At 28.7% G+C, this 21,809-nt stretch carries 23 protein-coding genes and 1 other RNA gene; 6 read left to right on the top strand and 18 right to left on the bottom strand.

What is annotated here, in order from left to right; all coding sequences use genetic code 11:
* The first annotated feature begins 63 nt into the window (after positions 1-63).
* Complete coding sequence (locus tag ACN6I1_RS02125) at positions 64-1,395, top strand: oligosaccharide flippase family protein (RefSeq protein ID WP_419742568.1); 1,332 nt, start codon at positions 64-66, stop codon at positions 1,393-1,395.
* A gap of 675 nt (positions 1,396-2,070) precedes the next feature.
* On the opposite strand, the gene ACN6I1_RS02120 is transcribed toward ACN6I1_RS02125, so the two are convergent.
* Positions 2,071-3,234 (bottom strand): hypothetical protein, encoded by a 1,164-nt coding sequence (locus ACN6I1_RS02120; RefSeq protein ID WP_195945546.1) that lies wholly within the window; start codon positions 3,232-3,234, stop codon positions 2,071-2,073.
* 182 nt (positions 3,235-3,416) lie between these two features.
* On the opposite strand from ACN6I1_RS02120, the gene ACN6I1_RS02115 reads away from it, so the two are divergent.
* Positions 3,417-4,433 (top strand): hypothetical protein, encoded by a 1,017-nt coding sequence (locus tag ACN6I1_RS02115; protein WP_419742567.1) that lies wholly within the window; start codon positions 3,417-3,419, stop codon positions 4,431-4,433.
* Positions 4,434-4,471: 38 nt separating this feature from the next.
* Here ACN6I1_RS02115 and ssrS read toward each other — a convergent pair.
* Positions 4,472-4,658, bottom strand: a non-coding RNA gene (ssrS, locus tag ACN6I1_RS02110) — 6S RNA.
* Positions 4,659-4,742: 84 nt separating this feature from the next.
* Complete coding sequence (locus ACN6I1_RS02105) at positions 4,743-5,636, bottom strand: hypothetical protein (protein WP_419742566.1); 894 nt, start codon at positions 5,634-5,636, stop codon at positions 4,743-4,745.
* A 204-nt stretch (positions 5,637-5,840) separates the two neighbouring features.
* Here ACN6I1_RS02105 and ACN6I1_RS02100 point away from each other — a divergent pair, with 204 nt between their 5' ends.
* Positions 5,841-6,308 carry a hypothetical protein gene (locus ACN6I1_RS02100; RefSeq protein WP_419742565.1) on the top strand — a complete coding sequence of 156 codons (468 nt, stop codon included), beginning with the start codon at positions 5,841-5,843 and terminating at the stop codon, positions 6,306-6,308.
* 179 nt (positions 6,309-6,487) lie between these two features.
* On the opposite strand, the gene ACN6I1_RS02095 is transcribed toward ACN6I1_RS02100, so the two are convergent.
* From ACN6I1_RS02095 to ACN6I1_RS02040, 12 genes are all read right to left on the bottom strand, one after another.
* Positions 6,488-7,141: a cyclodeaminase/cyclohydrolase family protein gene (locus ACN6I1_RS02095; RefSeq protein ID WP_419742564.1), complete on the bottom strand. Its 654-nt coding sequence runs from the start codon at positions 7,139-7,141 to the stop codon at positions 6,488-6,490.
* 34 nt (positions 7,142-7,175) lie between these two features.
* The gene (hutI, locus tag ACN6I1_RS02090; RefSeq protein ID WP_419742563.1) at positions 7,176-8,462 is read right to left on the bottom strand and encodes an imidazolonepropionase; all 1,287 of its coding nucleotides are present in this window, start codon (positions 8,460-8,462) and stop codon (positions 7,176-7,178) included.
* Between the two features lie 5 nt (positions 8,463-8,467).
* A complete protein-coding gene (ftcD, locus tag ACN6I1_RS02085) occupies positions 8,468-9,361 on the bottom strand; it encodes a glutamate formimidoyltransferase (protein WP_419742562.1) in 894 nt (297 codons plus the stop codon).
* 103 nt (positions 9,362-9,464) lie between these two features.
* Positions 9,465-11,510: a urocanate hydratase gene (locus ACN6I1_RS02080; protein WP_278548102.1), complete on the bottom strand. Its 2,046-nt coding sequence runs from the start codon at positions 11,508-11,510 to the stop codon at positions 9,465-9,467.
* Positions 11,511-11,533: 23 nt separating this feature from the next.
* Entirely contained in the window at positions 11,534-13,099 is a 1,566-nt protein-coding gene (gene hutH, locus ACN6I1_RS02075) for a histidine ammonia-lyase (protein WP_419742561.1), read from the bottom strand.
* A 208-nt stretch (positions 13,100-13,307) separates the two neighbouring features.
* Entirely contained in the window at positions 13,308-14,321 is a 1,014-nt protein-coding gene (locus ACN6I1_RS02070; protein WP_046822572.1) for a LacI family DNA-binding transcriptional regulator, read from the bottom strand.
* 169 nt (positions 14,322-14,490) lie between these two features.
* Positions 14,491-14,694 carry a hypothetical protein gene (locus ACN6I1_RS02065; protein WP_021428594.1) on the bottom strand — a complete coding sequence of 68 codons (204 nt, stop codon included), beginning with the start codon at positions 14,692-14,694 and terminating at the stop codon, positions 14,491-14,493.
* Between the two features lie 150 nt (positions 14,695-14,844).
* On the bottom strand, positions 14,845-15,015 hold the full coding sequence (locus tag ACN6I1_RS02060; RefSeq protein ID WP_021428601.1) for a hypothetical protein: 171 nt from the start codon (positions 15,013-15,015) through the stop codon (positions 14,845-14,847).
* Positions 15,016-15,068: 53 nt separating this feature from the next.
* Positions 15,069-15,242: a hypothetical protein gene (locus tag ACN6I1_RS02055; RefSeq protein WP_021428642.1), complete on the bottom strand. Its 174-nt coding sequence runs from the start codon at positions 15,240-15,242 to the stop codon at positions 15,069-15,071.
* A gap of 165 nt (positions 15,243-15,407) precedes the next feature.
* The gene (locus ACN6I1_RS02050; protein WP_419742560.1) at positions 15,408-15,617 is read right to left on the bottom strand and encodes a hypothetical protein; all 210 of its coding nucleotides are present in this window, start codon (positions 15,615-15,617) and stop codon (positions 15,408-15,410) included.
* A gap of 205 nt (positions 15,618-15,822) precedes the next feature.
* On the bottom strand, positions 15,823-16,029 hold the full coding sequence (locus tag ACN6I1_RS02045; protein WP_021428628.1) for a hypothetical protein: 207 nt from the start codon (positions 16,027-16,029) through the stop codon (positions 15,823-15,825).
* Between the two features lie 46 nt (positions 16,030-16,075).
* Positions 16,076-16,507 carry a hypothetical protein gene (locus tag ACN6I1_RS02040; RefSeq protein WP_220797177.1) on the bottom strand — a complete coding sequence of 144 codons (432 nt, stop codon included), beginning with the start codon at positions 16,505-16,507 and terminating at the stop codon, positions 16,076-16,078.
* A 146-nt stretch (positions 16,508-16,653) separates the two neighbouring features.
* Between ACN6I1_RS02040 and acpP the strand changes: the two genes are divergently transcribed.
* Positions 16,654-16,881, top strand: a complete 228-nt coding sequence (gene acpP, locus ACN6I1_RS02035) for an acyl carrier protein (protein WP_419742559.1) — start codon at positions 16,654-16,656, stop codon at positions 16,879-16,881.
* A gap of 33 nt (positions 16,882-16,914) precedes the next feature.
* Here acpP and ACN6I1_RS02030 read toward each other — a convergent pair whose 3' ends face one another.
* Both ACN6I1_RS02030 and ACN6I1_RS02025 read right to left on the bottom strand, forming a co-directional pair.
* Entirely contained in the window at positions 16,915-17,919 is a 1,005-nt protein-coding gene (locus tag ACN6I1_RS02030) for a nucleoid-associated protein (RefSeq protein ID WP_419742558.1), read from the bottom strand.
* A gap of 10 nt (positions 17,920-17,929) precedes the next feature.
* Positions 17,930-18,832 (bottom strand): RluA family pseudouridine synthase, encoded by a 903-nt coding sequence (locus ACN6I1_RS02025; RefSeq protein WP_419742557.1) that lies wholly within the window; start codon positions 18,830-18,832, stop codon positions 17,930-17,932.
* Between the two features lie 151 nt (positions 18,833-18,983).
* Between ACN6I1_RS02025 and ACN6I1_RS02020 the strand changes: the two genes are divergently transcribed.
* A complete protein-coding gene (locus tag ACN6I1_RS02020; protein ID WP_021428657.1) occupies positions 18,984-19,784 on the top strand; it encodes an NAD(+)/NADH kinase in 801 nt (266 codons plus the stop codon).
* Between the two features lie 19 nt (positions 19,785-19,803).
* On the top strand, positions 19,804-20,361 hold the full coding sequence (gene yfcE / locus ACN6I1_RS02015) for a phosphodiesterase (protein ID WP_419742556.1): 558 nt from the start codon (positions 19,804-19,806) through the stop codon (positions 20,359-20,361).
* Between the two features lie 48 nt (positions 20,362-20,409).
* Here the strand turns inward: yfcE and pepT are convergent, their stop codons facing one another.
* Positions 20,410-21,636, bottom strand: coding sequence for a peptidase T (gene pepT / locus ACN6I1_RS02010; protein WP_278548113.1), 1,227 nt, complete (start codon positions 21,634-21,636; stop codon positions 20,410-20,412).
* Positions 21,637-21,809: the final 173 nt, after the last annotated feature.

Raw genomic sequence — 21,809 nt, 5'->3', positions numbered from 1 at the left:
TTTTAGATACGAGTTATTTTTTTCATTTTTATATTAATTATTGAATATAACTTAAGATAGGAGGTGATATATTTGAAGATTCCTAATCTTGTATATTCAACTTTAGTGCTTTTTTTATCTAATTTTATAGTCAGAATAATAGGTTTTTTATATAAGATATTTTTATCAAATAATTTATCAGAGGTTCACTTAGGAATATATCACATGGTGTTTAACTTTTTAATGATTTGTATAGCTCTTACCACAACAGGAATACCAACTGCTCTTAGTTGTTTAGTTGCAAGAAAAAAGGCATTTAATGATAAACATAGTACAAATGCTCTTTTTATATCGGCAATATATATATCCTTTTTTATAGCATCACTTATTGCTTTTTTTGTGTCAGTTAGCTCTGAATCTTTATCGATTAAATTATTACATAGCAATAATAGCTCTATCTTTATACTTGCTCTTTGTCCTTCAATAATAGCTATAACACTTTCAAATATTGTAAGAGGATACTATTATGGAATAAAGCAAGTTGATATACCTGCTGTCTCTCAAGTTTTAGAACAAATTTCAAAAATTGTTTTTGTTTATTTCATAGTAAAAAATTTTAATAATCCAACTTTAATCTGTCTATCTGCAATAATAGGTATATCAATAGGAGAATGCATAAGTTTATCATTTATGACACTAGGATTAGCTCGAAAGCCATATATAGACAATAAGTACACCATAGATATAAAAGAGTTTATGAAATCCTCATATGATACAGTTAAAATGTCTATCCCCATTACCTGTAATCGTATGTCTAATATAGTTTTAAATTCTATTAGTTCTATGATTATTCCATCTAGGCTAGCTCTTTCCGGAATTACATATACAACTGCTTTAGGAATTTATGGAACTATTGCAGGTATGGTATTTCCATTTGTCTACCTTCCATTTATGCTAGTTTCTGCGTTGGTTGTAAATATAATACCTAGCATATCATTGGATGTAAGCAGAAAAAATATTAAATCTATAAAAAGTAAGATATTATTTGCTTTGGTTCTAACTGTTGTTATGGGATTTTTATGTTCTTTAATATTTTATTTATTTGGAGAAGAAATTTGCTTATATACTTTCAAAAATAAGGTTGCAGGATTTTATTTAAAATACATGTGCTTAGTTCCTTTATTCTTAAGTTTAAATCATGTAATTTCTGGTATTCTTCATTCTATTGGAAAGGAGTTTATCTCTAGCGTTATAGGAGTCTCCTCTATGATTATACAAACACTTTGCCTATACTTTATACTTCCAATACCAGATGTTGGCTTATGGGGCTATATATTGATTCTTACGGTAGTTCCTATCATAACTTTTGCCTTTAATTCTCATGTTTTATTTAAATCTTTAAAATCATTATACTGAGGTGGTTGCTTTTATGATTATTCTAAATAAAGATGCGAGTTTGTCTTTATCTATTTTTAATAAAAATAATTGTTTATACATAAAAAATTATACAAACAAAATTGAAAACATTTCAAATAATGTTTATTTGTACTCAGCAATAATCGATAAATATGATGATATTCATATTTGTTTTATCGACTTAAAAAATTACTTTTATTATTACACTTATAATAACAGCTCTTTGAATTTGATATCATCATTTAAGTTAAATGTTAGTTCTAAAAAAATTTGTAAACTCTCTATGTATTCATTGAATAATTCTATAAATATATTTTTTTCTAAGTCTCTAAACAAACATTATCACAATATATATCATTTAAACTATAATTTTTATAATAATGAACTTATAGAGTTCGATATTAAAAATGCTTTTAAAAGTAAGCTGCCGCTTTATACTGTTAACGTATCAAATAACTATATTATATGCTCCTACTATGTTAAGTCAAAAAATAAAATAGATTTAGAGTCCATGGTTTATAATGATACTGAAAAATCCTGGTCACACTTTTCAAATGTAAAAACCAGTAATGTTTTATTTAAGTACTGTGATTCTATAAAATATTGAAAATAAAAAGAGCATTGATTTTATCAATGCTCTTTTTATTTTCAAGTATTAGTGTATATATTTTTTAATTAGCACTTATTATCATTATGGCAGTGATCATGCTTTTCTTCACAATTTCCATTAAATTGAGAGAAATCACAAACATTACCAAATGTGTCTACTAATCTAGGTTTTATTCTTGTAGGTCCACCTAAAACTACTATTTGTTCTTCTATTAATACACTAACTATATTTTGTAAGCATAATACTAAGTCTATGCCATTAGGAATTTGTAACTCATAACAAGGTTTGTTGTTTACTATGTGTTGAGTTATTATTGCTTTTCCTATACAATCAACTGTTAATTGAGTTTGGAAATCTTGTCTTAGCGTAAATCCTCTTCCATCTGCTGGAACTACTAAATCACTTGATAAAGTATTAAAATAGAATACTACATCATTTGATTCATCGCCTTTATGGCATTTACCAACTGGTGTAGCTATAGCAGTAAACTCAGAACATCCAAATCTACCTATTAATTCTATTTCTAAATCTTTAACTAGTACATTTAACCCTTTTTGTTTATACATTACATTTTGTCCCAAACACTTCTCGTTGCAGCATCTATTCAATTGACCACAAACATTGTATTCAAAAACTGATTTGCATTTTTTACCATGTTTATCAACTTCATCAATGCTTAAATTTTCTAAAGATGTTGTTCCTGGATTAATTTTTATACTTGTATAATTTATACAAACTTTTTCTATTGTAGCATTAGTTTGAGTAGAGTTTGGTAATGGTCCACGTAAACTACCTAATTCATAGTCAAAGTTTAAATCTTCTCCATTCGTCATTTTACCATCTGTAAATACTCTAAACATTATAGTGTCATATATTCTATTAGTTTCTATTGGATACAATACTGCTTGTGATGTTGAAAATTTAGGTGGTACTAAAGGATGACTACACTCTTCTGGACAAGGGTTTGGGAAGCAATTGTCTGTACAATCTTCGTCTTTGCAATCACAGCATCCTGGATTACATCCACAATTATGATTATGATGGTTGCAATCATTATTGCAATCATTATTACAATCACATTGTATATATGGATGGCATTGTGGTTTACATCCTCTTAGTTCCTCTTCTATTTCATTCGTTTCTATATAGCTTCTTCCTGAATCTATATTTTGATTAGGCTGTATTACTCTTTTGTTAACTACTTTTTTGGCTCTCATTAAATCCTTCATTCAGTTTTGGCCTCCCCTTTGATTGTCTTATTAAAATGTAGGCTCTTGTTTATGCCTAATTAATAATATGCATGTATTTTGCTAATTGTTACTTAATTAGTCTTTTATTAATTAATTCTTATTAGAATAATTTACTGCTGAGTTAATATATATTTATAGAATATATATTTTAGGAGGTAGTTATGGGATTTTTTAATGAATGTTCATATGTTATAAGAAAATCTAATAAAGATATGATACTTATAAAAAGTGAAAATGGACTGAGCTATAAATATTTTAAAAATAGCGATTCAATGGTTCATTCTGAAAGTGTAACACTCGTTCCTATTGATTTTTCTAGTTATTATTTTGATATAGATTCAAATGACAATGTATATGGAATTTTTTCAGATTCTAAAATAAACATTTTAAAACTAAATAATGATAGTAATAAATTTTTAACTCTCCATACAATAGATTATGACTCTGAAAACTATACTATAACATTTCCATATATAAAATTTATAAATAATACAATACATATATTTTATTATCTAACTAATAAAGATTGTGCTACTACTATCTTATTCCATCATTATAATAATGGTAAACAATGGTTTGAAAATAAAGTTGATTTTATAAATTTACCTGTTTTAGATAACTTTACAATTTATTTTAATGAAAAAGTTCCAACAATTTTTTATTTTAAGGAAAATAACGAATTTCCACAAGTTTATTGTACAAATTTTAATTTAAGCAACCTAAGTTGGAATGACCCTATATGTATAACTAATTCTTTAGAAAATAAAATATATCTATCTGTTCTAAAAGATAAACTTAACTTTTATCACATAACATATTGTGAAAGCAATGATTTTAAGTACAGTATTAAATATTTAAATGGATACCTAAATAACAATTCATTTGATGAAAACGTAAATAAATTTATAACAGATGGATCATTATATTTATATCCATCTATATTAAAATATAATTCTTCAATATTCATATCTTATGTACATAAAAATATTTTATATACTTGTTATTCTGATAATTTAGGTTGTAGTTGGAGTGAATCATACGAGGATGAGTTTAGCATAAATGATAAGTTTATAAGAGCTTGTTTTAAATCTAATTATTTGTCTGATAAGGATTATGTATCTACCAATGTTTTTGTAAGCAAAGATCCTTTTGGAATATTAGGCAACTTTTACAATTGATAGTAATAAAAAAAGTATTGTGAAAATCACAATACTTTTTTTACCCCAAAACACCGATGGCCCTTTAAATTCATACCCGAGAATCTCCCAGGTGGGTGTACTACTAGCAGTTTTTAAAGTCCCCCATAATTATGAAGGGGCATTTTATCCACCACTAAACTCATACTCCCGTTCAAACTTTGTCGGTTGAATTTAAATAGGCACTGTCGCATGCTCCAGGATTTCATATTTTTATTATATAATAAATTTCAAATTTTTGAAAGCATTTTTAATTAGCAAATTTATAAATTTTTCGTTCTTTTTCTACTTTTATTTATCTATCCTTACATAATCATAGTCTATATAGTCATCTGTTTCATAGTTTTCATCTTCATCTAACATATCTTCAAAATTATTTTCTTCATCTTCTTCCTCATTTTCTTCTTTATTTACATGATTATATTTATTATTTTTTGTATAATTGCTCTGTTTATTATCACTTCTTAAAAGATTACCTAAAAGCTTTAAGTTATTTAAACTTCCTATATTGTTTATACTAGCCAATGAACTTAAACTAAATCCAGAACTATTTTCTTCTCCTATATCATCAGGCAAGAACAGTTCTGCAAATAGTTCAATTTTCTTTTTCATGTCTATCGCTCTCTCAACAGATTCTTTTTTGCTTTCCGGAAAAACCTCTATTATCTCTTTAATCATCATATTTTTTTTATCTTCTTCTTCCATGCTTCTAAAGAAATCTGATTCATCTTCGTTATCTACCAAATCAACACTACTAAGCTTTTTTATACCTCTTACTAAATCTAAAACGCTCTCTATTTTTATTAATACTTTTCGTTCATCTTTATCCATATACTTTTTAGTTCTGGTTATTATTTCTAAACCTCTATCTAAATCATCATCACTTAATTCTAACATTTTCATTCCTTTATCAAGATCATTTATGTTAAAACTAGATACTGGGTCGATATAATCAGATTCTTCAACAAACTCGTCTTCATCTTCTTCTATATCAATTTCTTCATCTTCGTTATTTTTTGGTCTAAATTTGTTTTTCAACTTAATTTTATTATTTTTCTTATTTAATTTTGACCTCATACTTCCCATTTCTTGATTTATATCTAAACTACCAGTTTTATTGTCTAACAATGATATGTTTCCATTACTTAAAGCTATCATCCCTAATATAAATAGTAAACTGTTCACCTTTGTCACCCCTTACTATATACTACTCCTAATATATAAACTATGTTTTATTTACTATTATTGTTACTTTTTTTATAAATTCGCATATATATTATTTATAGGTATTTTTTATTTTTTCATATTATTAATCATAATTTATTAGATACTTCTATATATAAATAATATGAACATAATCAAATATATATTATTGAAAGAGGTGCTTTTATGAAAAAAATAGATAAAGAAGCAATGGAAAAATTCGCAAAGGAAAAAAATATTGATAAAGGCAAAATCGAAGAAATAGCAGATGGCTATAAAGATAAATCAGAAGATGAACTTATGGATGAGCTTGTTAAAATAGGAAAAACTCTTCAAGGAAAAGAAGAAGTTGTTGAAAAGTTTAAAACTTTTTTAGATGAAAATCAAAGAAAGAAAATAGATAGTATAATGACTAAAATTTCTTCTGCTGAAGCTAAAGATAAGATAAGTAGTAAAAAAGCTAAAAAGTCTAAGTCTTCAGATCAACCAAGTAAAGATTCTAAAAACTCTAAGAATTCTAATTCAAACAAATCTGATAGCAAGAAAAAAACTAAATCTGGTAAGTCTGGTAAATCTGAAAAAACAACTGAAGAAAGCACTCCAAGTAAAAAAGTTAAAAAGGTTGTAAAAAAAGTAAAAAAACAAGATGAATAAATATATAAATAAAAAATGTAACCTATATAGGTTACATTTTTTACGCTTAAGGAAATTATACTTAACTAATTTTTATTGATAACTTATGTAGCATCATGATATCAATTTTTTAGCGGAAGTAAAAAATGACATTTTGAGCAACGGACGGAGTCGTTGGCGACATGAGCAAAGCGAATTTTTTATGCTTTAATTGGATTTAGATCATTATGTATATTTCCAAGTATCTCATCTTTAATCTCACAAGCTTTATTTAATATAGTATTACAATCTTTAGTATATTCACTTACTATAGACTCATCATCTAATCCAAGTAAATTCACTTTAACATTAAGTATAGCCCCTTCTATACCTGTGTATATAAGAAGAGTTCCTACCCCTATATCCGTAATTGCATTTTGATTTCCATACTTAGCCATAAAACTTAATAGTTTTAAAGATTCTAAAGATATAGATGCTGTTTTAAAAGGCACCTCTATAGAAAATTCAGTTGCACATTTTATAGCTTCTTTTCTAACAATTTTTTCTTCATCTGTTTCTTTAGGCATTTTTAATGCTTTCATATATGCATCAAATGATTCAGTATCTTTATCTACTAATATTAATAATTCTTCTCTTATATCTCCTAATTTATTAAATCTTTCTGTAAATTCTTTTCGTATATCTTCATCCAAGCTCTCATATTTTTTCTTTCCAAAACTCAAGTTGGCCATCATTCTAGCTAAGCTTACACCTATATTTGATGCTAGAGCTGAAACTGACCCTCCACCTGGTGCAGGAGAGTTTGAATCTACTTCTTTTGAAAAGTCTTCTACTGTCATTTCAACTAATTTCATATTAAAATCCTCCCTTAAAGATTTTTAATAATAACTAACTTAAAATACTCTCAGTTTCTTTTTTTAGTATTTGTTTATTATTTACAACAAGCTCTCCATTTTTATATACACAATGTGTGTGATTTATACCAAAATGATACATTAAGTACTCCACATTTGGAGCGTCAAATATTACTAAGTCAGCTTTTTTTCCTATTTCAATAGATCCAATTTCACTATCTCTATCTATTGCACATGCAGCATTTATTGTAACACCACTTAAAACTTCATAAGGAGTCATTTTAAGCCCTAGACAACCTAACTGCATTACAAACTGAAGATTTTCACTTGGACAACTTCCTGGATTATAATCGCTAGATAAAGATACTGCAACTCCAGAGTTTATCATTTTTCTAGCATCAGCGTAATTTTTATTTAGGTTAAAAGATGTTCCTGGAAGAATATTGGCAATAACACCTTTATCAGCCATCGCCATTATCCCATTATCACTAGCTGCCATTAAGTGATCAGCCGATATACATCCCATTTCAGCTGAAAGCTCAGCTCCACCTAAAGAAACTATTTCATCCGCGTGTATTTTTAACTTGTACCCTAGTTCTTTTGCTCTTTTAAATATTTTTCTAGTCTGTTTTATATCAAATACTGCATCCTCGCAAAATACATCACAAAATTCAGCTAAATCAAGATCCTTAACCTTTGGCATCATCTCATTTATCAAAATATCTACAAATTCATCCGGATTTTCTTTATATTCAACAGGAATCGCGTGAGCACCCAAAAAAGTACTTACTAAATCTATAGGATGTTTTTCGCTTAAAGCTTTAGCTACCTCTAATTGTTTTATTTCTGTATCTATTTCTAATCCATATCCACTTTTTGCTTCTACTGTTGTTACTCCAAACTCTAACATTCTATCTAAACTTTTATATGCTTTTTCATATAACTCTTTAAACGTAGAACTTTTAGTACTTTTGACTGTACTTAATATTCCTCCTCCACTTCTTAATATTTCTAAATAAGGCACTCCTGCAAGTTTTTTTGCAAATTCATTCTCTCTACTTCCTCCATGAACTAGATGTGTATGTGCATCTATAAGCCCTGGAGTTACCAATTTCCCTTCTGCATCTTTAATTTCTGTATTATGATTTATTAAATGTTTATAACCATCATCTACTCCTATATCGCAAAATCTACCATCTTTTATTGCAACATATGCATTTTCTATTATTTCTATATCATTCATCGCTTTTCCTATAAGAGGTGCATCACCTTTCATAGTAGCTAGTTTTCCTATATTTTTAATAATTAGATCTGCAACCATATATTCTACTCCATTAAACTAGTCTCTAGAACTTTATCTAAAGAGAAATTTTCAAGTCCTAAATAATAAGAAGCACAGTCAACTAAAGCTTCCATAGGACAAAGCCCTACGATTTCACTTCCCATTACATTAACGCCATATCTTTTTGCTTCCATTTTTACAGCTTCAAAAGCTCTATACATAGCAGTTTTTGAATAATCAGTTAAATTCATAGTAACCTGAGTTATTCCTCTTTCTGGAATCTCTACAGGACCAGCTTTTATAAATTTATATCCTCCACTTGAGTGTCTTATAGTTTTTGCTATGCTTGATGCTATGTCTATATTTGGAGTATCCAAGTTTATATTATAAGCTATCAAAGGTTTTCTAGCTCCTATAGCTATAGCTCCTGCATTCGGATGTTTTTTAGCTTGTCCAAAATCAGGTGCCCAATTAGGATCTTCAAATTTAGCATCTAATCCTTCATACTCTCCTTTTCTTACCTTAGCTAGATTTTCTCTTTCAGGTTTTGAAGCTGCACATTCATATAAAAATACAGGTATATTATATAATTTTGCAACATCTTCACCTAACTCTTTTGCAAGCCCTACAGCTTCATCCATTGTCATGCCCTTTATAGGTATAAATGGGCAAACATCTGTAGCTCCAAATCTAGAGTGTTGTCCTTTATGAGTATTCATATCTATTAAATCTTTGGCTACCCCTATAGACTCTAACACTGCGTTTTTAACTGCCTTAGGCTCACCTATAACAGTAACTACAACTCTATTATAATCCTTGTCTGCTTCATAGTTTAAAAGCTTAACTCCTTCTTTTCCTCTAAGTGGTGATACTATCTTTTCAATTTTTTCTAAATCCCTACCTTCACTAAAATTAGGTACACATTGCACTATAGCCATATTAATTCTCCCCCTATATTCTAATTTTAATAGTTATGTTATATATAAATTTTAAGTTACTACGCTAGCGCAATAAGCGCAGTAACTTAAAATTTTAACCTTATTATTTACTTGCCTCTATAACTTGATTTATTAAATCTTCATCTACTATATATGGTAGTGTTATATGATCTTGACCATAACACATTTTGTTGTATTCCATAACTGTTGTTATAGAATTTTCGTTTCTAGCCCAAGCACGTCTAGCAACTCCTCCCATAACATCCCAAGGCATAGCTGTTCTTAATATTTCATCTACTCTATGAGATCCATCAAGAACCATTCCAAATCCACCATTTATAGATTTTCCTATTCCTACTCCACCACCATTATGTAGAGCTATTAAACTCATTCCTCTAGCTGCATTACCCGCAAAGCAATGAGTAGCCATATCAGCCATTATATTACTTCCATCTTTTATATTAGATGTTTCTCTAAATGGAGAATCTGTTCCTGACACATCATGATGGTCTCTACCTAGCATAACAGGTCCTATTTCTCCTTTTCTTACCATTTCATTGAACTTAAGAGCTATATTAGTTCTTCCCATAGCATCTTGGTAAAGTATTCTAGCTTGAGATCCTACAACTAAACCATTTTTCTCAGCATCTCTTATCCATATCCAGTTATCTCTATCTTGATATCTTCTATTTGGATCTATACAATCCATAGCTGCTTTATCAGTTTTTATTAAATCTTCTTTTTTACCACTTAAACATACCCATCTAAATGGACCATATCCGTAGTCAAATAGTTGAGGTCCTAATATATCTTCAACATATGATGGGAATATAAATCCATCTTTTTCATCTACTCCATTTTTAGATATATCTTGGCATCCAGCATCATAAATAGCTTTCATAAAACTATTTCCATAATCAAAGAAGTAACTTCCTTTATTTGTTAGTTTTTGAATAACTTTAAAGTGAGCCTTTAGAGTTTCATCTACTAATTGTACAAACTTCTCTTTATCATTAGCTAAAAGTTTTGTTCTTTCTTCAAAAGTTATACCTTGAGGACAATATCCTCCATCATAAACAGCATGACAAGATGTTTGATCTGATAATAAATCTATATGTATATCTTTTTCTACTGCATATTCTAATAAGTCCACTATGTTACCATTATAAGCTATTGCACAAGCTTCTTTTTTATCTATGCATTCTTTAGCTAACATAAATGCCTCTTCGCATGTTTTAGCAACTTTACTTACCCAACCTTGAGTGTATCTAGTTTCTATTCTTGAATAATCAACTTCAGCTATTATACCTACTCCACCAGCGATTTCTACAGCTTTTCCTTGAGCTCCACTCATTCCTCCAAGTCCTGAAGTTACAAATAATTTTCCAGCTAAATCATCTTTTTCTGGTATTCCAAGTATTAATCTTCCAGCGTTTAATAATGTTGAGTAAGTACCATGAACAATACCTTGTGGTCCTATATACATCCATCCTCCAGCTGTCATTTGCCCATAATTAGATACACCTATAGCTGCTGCTCTTTTCCAGTCCTCTTGATTATCAAACATTCCTATCATCAGACCATTAGTTATTATTACTCTAGGCGCATCTGGCTTAGATTTAAATAATCCAACAGGATGACCTGATTGTATTACTAGTGTTTGATCTTGGTTCATTACTTCTAAATATTTTTTAATCAAATTGTACTGCATCCAGTTTTGGAAAACTTGACCTGTTTCACCATAAGTAACTAACTCATATGGGTATAAGGCTATATCAAAATCCAAGTTGTTGTCTATCATTACTTGGAATGCTCTAGCTTCAGTACATTTTCCTTTATATTCATCTATTGTTTTTGCTTTTATATTACCTTCTGGTCTGAATCTATATCCATAAATTCTTCCAGTAGTCATTAATTCGTTTAAAAATTCTGGAGCTAATTTTTCATGATATTCTTCTGGTATGTATCTTAATGCGTTATTTAATGCTAATTTTATATCTGATTGAGATAATTTCGCCTCTCTTTTTGGAGCTCTTCTTATACCTTCTATAAATTGTGGTATTTCACTTGGTACATAATCTAATTTTATAGTCATTGCATCTTTAATTTCTTCATTAGTAACATTCATAACTTTTTCTAAAGTAACCATAACATCTACTCCCTTATACAGTTTTATATTTCACTTAAAGCAACCTCTTCATTTAGCAAAAGTTCACTGTTTAAAGCTTTTTCTACAGCTTCTACTACTAAGTTTTCTTTGATAATATCTTCACATTTATTTATTTCTTTATACATTACTAAATCTTGTTCTATAAATTTAGTATGATTTCTTATAACATTATATGCAGCGTCTGTTCCAACGCCTAATTTTTTCTTACCTCTTAAATCTATAGCCTGAGCTGCTGCTAATAACTCCATAGCTAATACATTTCTTGTATTTTCCATTATTTCTTTTGCTTTTCTTGCTGCTATTGTCCCCATAGAAACATGGTCTTCTTGATTTGCTGATGATGGTATTGAATCTACACTCGCTGGATGTGCTAATACTTTATTTTCTGAAACTAATGATGCTGCACTATATTGAACTATCATAAATCCTGAATTAACTCCGCCATTTTTAGTTAAAAATGCTGGTAATCCATTACTTAAAGCTGGGTTTACTAGTCTTTCAAGTCTTCTTTCTGATACGTTAGCTACTTCTGATAAAGCTATTCCCAAAAAGTCAAAACTTAAAGCCATTGGTTGTCCATGGAAATTTCCACCTGATATTACATCTTCCTGTTCTGGGAATATTATTGGGTTGTCTGTTACTGAATTGATTTCTATATTAATTTTATTTTTTACGTATTCAATTGCATCTTTGCTTGCTCCATGGATTTGAGGTGAACATCTAATCGAATATGCATCTTGAACTCTTAAATCACCTTGTTTTGTTGTCATCTCACTTCCATTTAATATTTCTAGTATATTTCTTGCAGTGTTGATTTGACCTCTATGAGCTCTTACCAAATGTACTCTTTCATCCATAGCACATGTTATTCCATTTAGTGACTCCATAGTTAACGACAACGCAACATCCGAAAGCTTTAATAAATTCATTGCATCATACGTTGTAAGTGCTCCCACCGCAGTCATAACTTGTGTTCCATTTATAAGAGCTAAACCTTCTTTTGATGATAACTCTGGTAAAACATCTACTCCAGCGAGTTTCATAGCTTCTGCTGATGGAACTTTCTCGCCTTCATAAAATGCCTCTCCCTCACCTATCATAGTAAGTACCATATGTGATAAAGGAGCTAAGTCTCCAGATGCTCCTAGTGATCCTTTTTCTGGAATTACTGGACAGACATTATTATTAAGCATATTTACTAATGTATTCAAAGTTTCAATCCTTACACCAGAGTATCCTTTTGATAAATTATTTACCCTCAGAAGCATTATAGCTCTTACTATATCTTCTTCAAAAGGTTTTCCTACTCCACAGGCATGACTTATAATTAGATTCCTTTGCAAGTTATGAGTTTCTTCTTTTGATATGGTTACATCTGAAAATTTTCCAAATCCTGTAGTTATTCCATATACAACCTTTTGTTCATCTACAAATTTATCAACTAAATCTCTTGCTACTTTAACCTTTTTTAACGCTTCTTCCCCTAACTCAACTTTATATCCATTTCGAGATACATTTACTACATCTTCTATAGTAAGGTCTCTACCGTCTATAATTATTTTATTCATACAAAAATCCCCCTATATATATAATAAAATTATGAAATACGGTTTTAGTCTTGTAATTTAATAGCTTCTACATATTTTTCGAAAGTCCTTTCATTTATTTATATATTATTTTTTATTTATATATTACTTTGTATTTATAAATAAAAAATAATATATAAACCATTAAAATAAAAAAAGCATATTATCTTTTAGATAACATGCTTTTTTATTAGTTTCTGTCTATTACACTTTCTCTTTCAACTATTCTGTATGGAAGTTCAACCTTTTTATTTTCTAAAGGTTCCTTATCAATCATTTTTATTACCATTCTTATTGCAACAGCACCCATATCATATAATGGTTGGTGTACTGTAGTTAATTTAGGTCTATACATAGCTGCTATTTTTGCATCATTAAATCCTGCAACAGATATGTCTTCAGGTACTTTATATCCTGCATCACATATTGCGTTAAGAGCTCCTATAGCGGCTTCATCCCCTGTAACGAATACAGCATCAGGTTTTTTACCTTCATCTAGTATTTCTTTCATGCTATCATACCCGTACTTATATGTAGTTCCAGCATTCTTTACTAGGGATTTGTCTATTTCTATATTATTGTCATTCATAGCTTTTTCAAATCCTAAATATCTTTCAGCTTCTAAAACAGTATCGTCTTCACTTGTCATTATGAAAGATATATTTTTATGACCCTTATCTATAAGGTATTTAGTCATATCATATGTTGCATCAGTATTACTTATACTTACTGAATATACATCGTAGTTTCTAGCAGTTTTACTTACATATACAGCAGGCATTCTACAATTTTGTATATATTCTAAATGCTCTTCATCTACTTTCCAAGACATCATAACGATACCTTCTACCTGTTTAGCTCTTAATAAATTTAAGCTCTTTAATTCTTGTTCTTTATCAGAGTATGTATTTGCTAATAATATATCATAGTCATACATTTTAGCAACTTCCTCTATACCGTTTACCAGTTCACTTACAAAAGAATCTGATACCTCTGGTACGATAACTCCTATTAGTTGACTTTTCTTTGTCACTAAACTTCTAGCCAACGGATTTGGAACATAACCAGTCTCTTTTATTACGTCTAATACTTTTTGTTTAACTTCATCCGTAACTGGTTTTGAATCATTTATTACTCTAGATACTGTAGATATAGAAACGCCCGCTTTTTTAGCTACATCTTTTATTGTTACATTAGTTTTCATTTAGCATTCCTCCTTATCTTAATTTTTACTATATTTTATGAAATCTATTCTTAAGTCTTTGTAAAAATTAATTTTATCATAACTTTTAAACAATTTAAATATATTTCGACAAAAAATAACACGCCAGTTAATTACTGGCGTGTTATTTTTGTATTTAGTTATTCAGTGATTAGCAGCATCCACATCCATCGTCACCATCAAAGAATCCTCCACATGAACAAGCTATTAATAATAATATTAAGAATGGTATCCATGCACATACGTCTATTTCTGCCCAAGTTTCTCCAAATGCTAAGAATAGGAAGAATAATACTATTATCCACCATGCTCCTCCGCCGAAACATCCATCGTTACCAAAAAATCTGTCTAACATAAATTTACCTCCTAATTGAACTCATTTAGTTATAACGCTAGTTAATTTTTATTAGCTAGCTATTTTATATAATATGAATTTATCTGTATATTGGTTACTTTTATTTTTTTATCTGTATATACTTTATATACTGGTTATTTAAATCGATTGTTAGAAGCATTCTCCACAGCTACATAAGATTAAAAGTACTATTAAGAATGGTATCCATGCACATATATCTAGTTCTGCCCAACAATCTCCAAATGCTAAGAATAAGAAGAATAATACTATTATTATCCATCCACATCCAAAGTCTTCTCCACCAAATAATCTATCTAACATTTTGTTACCTCCTGTTGTCTATTTCTAGTATTGTCTTAATTTTTTATAGTGAACTAGAAGCATCCACCACAACTACATAATATTAATAAAACTATTAAGAATGGTATCCATGCACATATATCTAGTTCTTCCCAGCAGTCACCAAATGCTAAGAATAAGAAGAATAGTACGATTATCCACCATGCTCCTCCAAAACATCCATCTTCACCAAATAGTCTATCTAACATTGTGTTACCTCCTGTTGATGATTAATTATTTGAGCTTTCGCTCTTAACATATACTATGCATAGCCTTTACTTTTTGATAATAATTTTATAATTTTTTAATAGTATTTTTTTAATAACTTTAAATACTAAAAAGGCTACCTAATATAGGTAGCCTTCCCCTTTTAATTAACAACCACAGTCGAATTCCTCTCCGCATCCATCCATTCCACATGAACAAACAATAAGAAGTAATATTAAAAATGGAATCCAGTCAGTTATGCATATCTCTGCAAAGCACTCTTGAAAAGCTAAGAATAGGAAGAATAATACTATTATCCACCATGCTCCTCCATTGAAGAATCCACATGATCCAAATATTCTACTTAAACTGCCCATATATACCCCCTGTTTTTTTGGATTGCTAAATTTTATCCCCTTATTAGCTAACCCATATTAAAGTTTCAGAAGTCTTATCTCAAATGTATTATGCACTTAATTTATACTATGGGAATTGAAAAAAACGGTTACTATAAAATTTTATTTTTATATAAATTTATTTTTTTATATTTAGTAATAAAAAAAGCTCCTATCGGAGCTTTTTTTAGCAACATCCATCATCAAAATTGAATAATAAAAGGATTACAAGTATTATCCATATCCATGAATTATCATCGCAGAAAAAGTTGTCAAGTAGGTCAGTACATAATAATAAGAATACAACAACAGCTATTATTAATAAACTTGAACCTCCAAAGGATGAATTGCATCCACATCCAAAACTTCTTAAAAGGTTATCTAGTTTTGACATATGGTTACCCCCTTTTCAATGTTGAGAAACCTATAGTTTCTCTTAATTATTCATATGCTAGGGTATATAAGTATGTTACTTCGAAAAAATTTTTCTCTAATATACTATCCAGCTCTTTTTCTGATAGCTCATTATATTTTTTCACCATATTTAAATGTTCATTATTTTTCTTATCATTAGATATACTTTTAATCATGCTTTCTACTGATTTAATTCTATAATCTTTATATTTACTTGTAAAAAAAGATGTCTTTGTGTCCTCTATACATTTTTTTAAATTTTGAAGTCTATCTATGTACTCTTTATTATCTTTTGAAACATTCTCTTCTTTAGTTATAATGTCTTCTAGAATCATATTACTTTCTACTACATACGAACTTATCTTTTGGATATCTAAGTTTATGATACTGTAATATGAGTTTATTAGTAACACAACTACAACGCATACAGATGATGCTAATAAACCTATATATTTCATAATCATTCCTCCTATGTTTTCTTTATAAAATATATATGCTTGTTTTACTATATTATTCTAAAATTTATATAATTTAATATTGAAAAATTTCACTTCTTATATTAAACTACAATTAAATTATGAATTTATTTATTAGGAGGTTTATTATGTTTGAAAGAGTTAGGGAAATAATCGCTGATCAACTAGGTATTGATAATCTAGATAGTATCACTTTAAATACATCTTTAACTGAAGATTTGGAGGCTGATTCTTTAGATGCTGTTGAAGTTATAATGGCTTTAGAAGATGAATTTGGAATAGAAATTCCTGATGAAGATGCTGAAAAGTTTACTTGTATAGGTGATATTTGCTCTTTTATAGAAGAGCATAAATAAAAAAAGCCGAGTTTTTAAACTCGGTTTTTTTATTTATTTTTCCTCATAAAACTTAACATTTTTTATATTTATATCAATACTTCCATCTGGATTTTGTTTTACACTATACTTCATCGGATCTTCAAAATTACTTAGTTCTCCTCTTACATCAAATCCAGTATCAGTCTTTATACTTCTTTTCTTTAATTTTTTTTCTACCCACTGCTTATCAATACTAAAAGATTTTTCTAAACCTTTATCTTCCATATGCTCTTTGAAGCTTTCTTTTAAGTCTGTATTATCAATTGTTTTTTCTACAAAATCATTTAAATCTATTTCTTCTTTTTCTTTTAAAGTATAGTTTAATACACTTCTTACGTCTTCTGCTTGTTTTATATCATTAGCTAGTGCATTAGTTATCCATGTTTCTGCGCTATTTTTAAATACCTTAGTTTTGTGTTTATCATCAACAATTTTTTCAGCATTTAAAAATTCACTTATAAATTTAGATTCTAACTCTGCCTTTTCTGCATCCTTATCTAAAAGTTTTAAATGGTATTCATCATTCATTCCTGTTAATCCTACTATCGCACATTGTTTTTGTCTTTGTGTCTCTGGTATTCCTATTTCATTTGGAACCATTTGTATATTGAATTTATCATCTACAAACTCTATAGAATGAGTATATAATCTTTTGTAATCTAATTTTAATATACCTACATACTTTTCATCTTTCACAGTATATAAGCATATAGCTAAATCACATGACTCTAACTCTGCATTTATTTTCATTGTATCAAATAAATATGCAGCTATCTCTTTTGAGTTTTCTAGAAATGTATTTTCATCATAGATTATTTGCTCACAACAATTTTTAACTATGTTGTTTTCGTAATCTTTAAATATACCTTTTCTTAAATCATCATCTTTACTAACCCTTTTGATTATTTTTTGGAAAAATTTATCAACTTCTTGACTTATTTTACCCTCAAAATCATTTAATATAGGAACTTCACTATTTTTATCTAGTACATGTACTATAAACTTATGTATTATCATAATTTCACCTCTATCTTAATTTTTCTATTAACTCTTTCATATCTTGTGGAATTTCCGCTTTGAATTTTAAACTTTCTTTTGTTCTTGGCTGATTAAACTCTAGGCTATAAGCGTGTAAAGCTTGTCTATTTATTAATTCTTCATCTACATATCCATATAGTTCATCTCCAATTATACCATGACCAATATGGCTCATATGAACTCTTATTTGATGAGTTCTACCCGTTTCTAGTTTAATTTCTAGTACAGTAGCATCATTTAATCTTTCTAAAACTTTGTAATGAGTAACTGATTCTTGACCTCTATCATTAATGACTCTTTTTATACTATCTTCACCAGGTCTATATATAGGCTCATTTATAGTCCCAAAATCATCTTTTACAATTCCCTTTACAATGGTTATATATTTTTTTATTACCTTGTCATCACTCATATCTTTAGATAAAGTATAGTGAGCATATGCATTTTTAGCTACTATTACTAATCCTGATGTATTCATATCTAATCTGTTTACAAATCTTATTTTAACTTTTTCATTTCGTTTAATTATATAATCTGTAATTCCATTTGCAATTGTATTTATATTGTGACTCTTTGTTGGATGTACAACTATAAATGGTGGCTTATTTACCATTATTAAGTCAAAATCATCATAAATCACTTCCAAATTTAAATCTTGAGGCATAAAATTTGCCATATCTTCTTCTATTTTAACCTCTATTAGGTCACCTTTTTCTATAGTAGTACTTGGCTTTTTAAACGTACCATTTACTAAAACACTTTGGTTTCTTTTCATTTTTGATAAAGATCTTACTGAGAAGTTCAACTTATCTAATAATATTTCTTTTAAAGTTGCATTTTCCTCACTTGTGTAAGATATAACATCATATCTTTGTTCTTCTTTTTTGAACAAATTTACACCTACTTTCAATTATAATAACATTATCTATTTTATACTATTTTTGCAGAATAGATAAGACTTTTTATTTATCCATTACATATTTTACTAAGTTATCAATTAATTTTTAAATTATGTTATAATACAAATGTAAAGAGGTGGGGATATGAAAAGAACGATAATAATAAACTCAAATTCATTAGATCTATCTATTAAAACAAGAGATGTACTAACTGAAAAACTAATTTGTGCCGGCTTTAACGTAAGCTATACTTTTGATGGTGCGGCTGAGCTTATAATATCAATTGGCGGTGATGGTTCTTTTTTAAAAACTGTTCATGACTTCGATTTTCCTGAAATACCTATTTTAGGTATAAATACTGGTCATCTAGGTTTTTTTACCGATGTATATCCTAATTTTATTGATAAATTTATTGATGATTATAAAAAAGGTAACTTTATACTACAAGATATACCTCTTGTACAAGCAACTATATGTACAAAAGGAAGCTGTATAGATATGTTTGCGGTCAATGATGTTGTCATAAAAGGAGATAAATCTAGAACTATACATCTTAACTTAAATGTCAATAATAAAGATATTCAAAACTTTAGTGGAGATGGGCTATTAATTTCTACACCAACTGGTTCAACAGCTTATAACTATGCTGCTGGTGGTAGTATAGTTGATCCTAGCTTAAAACTTATGCAGTTAACTCCTCTACACCCTATAAATACTAATGCATATAGGTGCTTTACTTCTAGTATTATATTTCCTCATGATGCATTAATTGGCATTTTGCCAGAGTATAGATTTGAAGATTCTTTATTAATAGTCGTTGATGGAGTTGAGCATAGATTCGAAAGAATAACAAGCATATCAATTACTACATCAGACGTATTTGTTAAATTAGTTAGACTCGATAACTATGAATTTTGGAGCAGAGTCTCTGAAAAATTTTTATAATATTTAGGAGGTTAATTTTATGAAAATAGGTGTAATGAGCGATACACATGGTAGCTTACTTTATTTTGAAAAAGCTTTAGATACTTTATCTGAATGTGATATTATACTTCATGCTGGAGATGTTTTATACCATGGTCCTAGAAATGATTTACCTGATGGATACAACCCTAAAGGTGTTATATCTAAAATAAATGAATTAGATAATATACTTATAGCTCGCGGGAATTGTGATGCAGATGTAGACCAAATGGTTATAAAACATCCTATACAAGGCCCTTATGTTTTAAGTCAATTTGGAGAAGCTAGAATATTAATAAATCACGGATATGTAGATTCTAAAGAAGAAACTATAAAAAAGGCAAAATCTATGGGTGCTGATATTTTAATACTTGGCCATACTCATGTAAAAGAGCTTTTTATTGATGAAAATCTTATAGTTATAAATCCTGGAAGTACTTCTATTCCAAAAGATGATTCTCATTCAGTTGCAATTATAGATATGCTAGAAAGTTCTCATGAATTAGATTTAGATATAAATTTAATTGATATAAACTCAAATGAAATTATAAATTTATAATAAATAAAAAATGAACTCTATACTAGTATAGAGTTCATTTTTTATTTATTATTTTACTTCAGTGTATTTTTCAGCTATCTTAACTATTAAGTTAGCTCCTTTTTCCATAGCTTGAACTGATATACATTCATTTTTACTGTGGAAGTTTAATCCTCCAGTAAATATGTTTGGACAAGGTAATCCCATGAATGATAATCTAGCTCCATCAGTTCCACCTCTTATAGGTACTATTAAAGGTGCTATTTCAGTTTCTTTCATAGCTTCTTCAACTATATCTACTACAAATTTAACTGGTTCTACTTTTTCCTTCATATTGTAGTATTGATCATTTAAGTCTAATTTTACTCTTCCTTCATACTTCTCGTTTATTTTCTCTATTGCAGATATCATGAATGCTTTTCTTTCTTCGAACTTAGCTTTATCATGATCTCTTATTATATATATCATAGTAGCACTTTCAACATTACCATTTATATCATTTAAATGATAGAAACCTTCGTATCCTTCAGTAGTTTCTGGTCTTTCGCTAGCAGGTAACATCTCAGATATTTCTGCTGCTATATGTAATGCGTTAACTAATTTATTTTTTGCACTACCTGGATGTACATTTCTTCCTTGTATAGTTATAGTAGCCGCAGCTGCATTGAAGTTTTCATATTGAAGCTCTCCAAGTATACCACCATCTATAGTGTATGCATATTTTGCTCCAAATTTTTCAACGTCAAATAAATCTGCTCCTCTACCTACTTCTTCGTCTGGAGTAAATCCTATTTTTATATCCCCGTGTTTTATTTCTGGATTATTTACTAAGTATTCTATTGCAGTTACAATTTCAGCTATTCCAGCTTTATCATCTGCTCCTAGTAAAGTAGTACCATCTGTAACTATTATATCTTGTCCAGCTAAAGTTTTCATTTCTGGATAATCTTTAGTTGATGTAACTACATTTAATTCTTCATTTAAAACTATATCTTTTCCATCATAGTTTTCTATTATTCTAGGCTTTACATCTTTTCCAGTTACGTCTGGAGCTGTATCTAAGTGAGATATAAATCCTATAGTAGGAACTCCTTCTACATTTCCTTTTAATGTAGCCATTACATAGCTATTTTCATCAACATTTGCATCTTCAAGCCCTAATCCTTTTAATTCTTCAACTAAATATTTAGCAAATACTCTTTGCCCTTCGCTTGATGGACAATTTGAGTTTTTTGGATCTGCAGTTGTATCAAATGCCACATATTTTAAAAATCTTTCAAGTACTTTTTCTTTCACTTTAAAGTCCCTCCATATATTCTAATTCGTTTCTTTAATCCACCCTATTGTAATTAAATGAATACGTTTTAATTATAATACTTTCTTTGAAATTTATCAAATAAAGTCTTTGTAATAAATTGTTAAATTTGTGTATAAATTCTTTATTTATAAAAAAATAAGGTGCCAAAATG

The sequence above is a fragment of the Paraclostridium dentum genome, assembly GCF_048568265.1.
Lineage (GTDB): Bacteria > Bacillota > Clostridia > Peptostreptococcales > Peptostreptococcaceae > Paraclostridium > Paraclostridium dentum.
The sequence above is the reverse complement of the archived record's forward strand: the minus strand, read 5'-3'. Positions and strand labels throughout refer to the sequence as shown.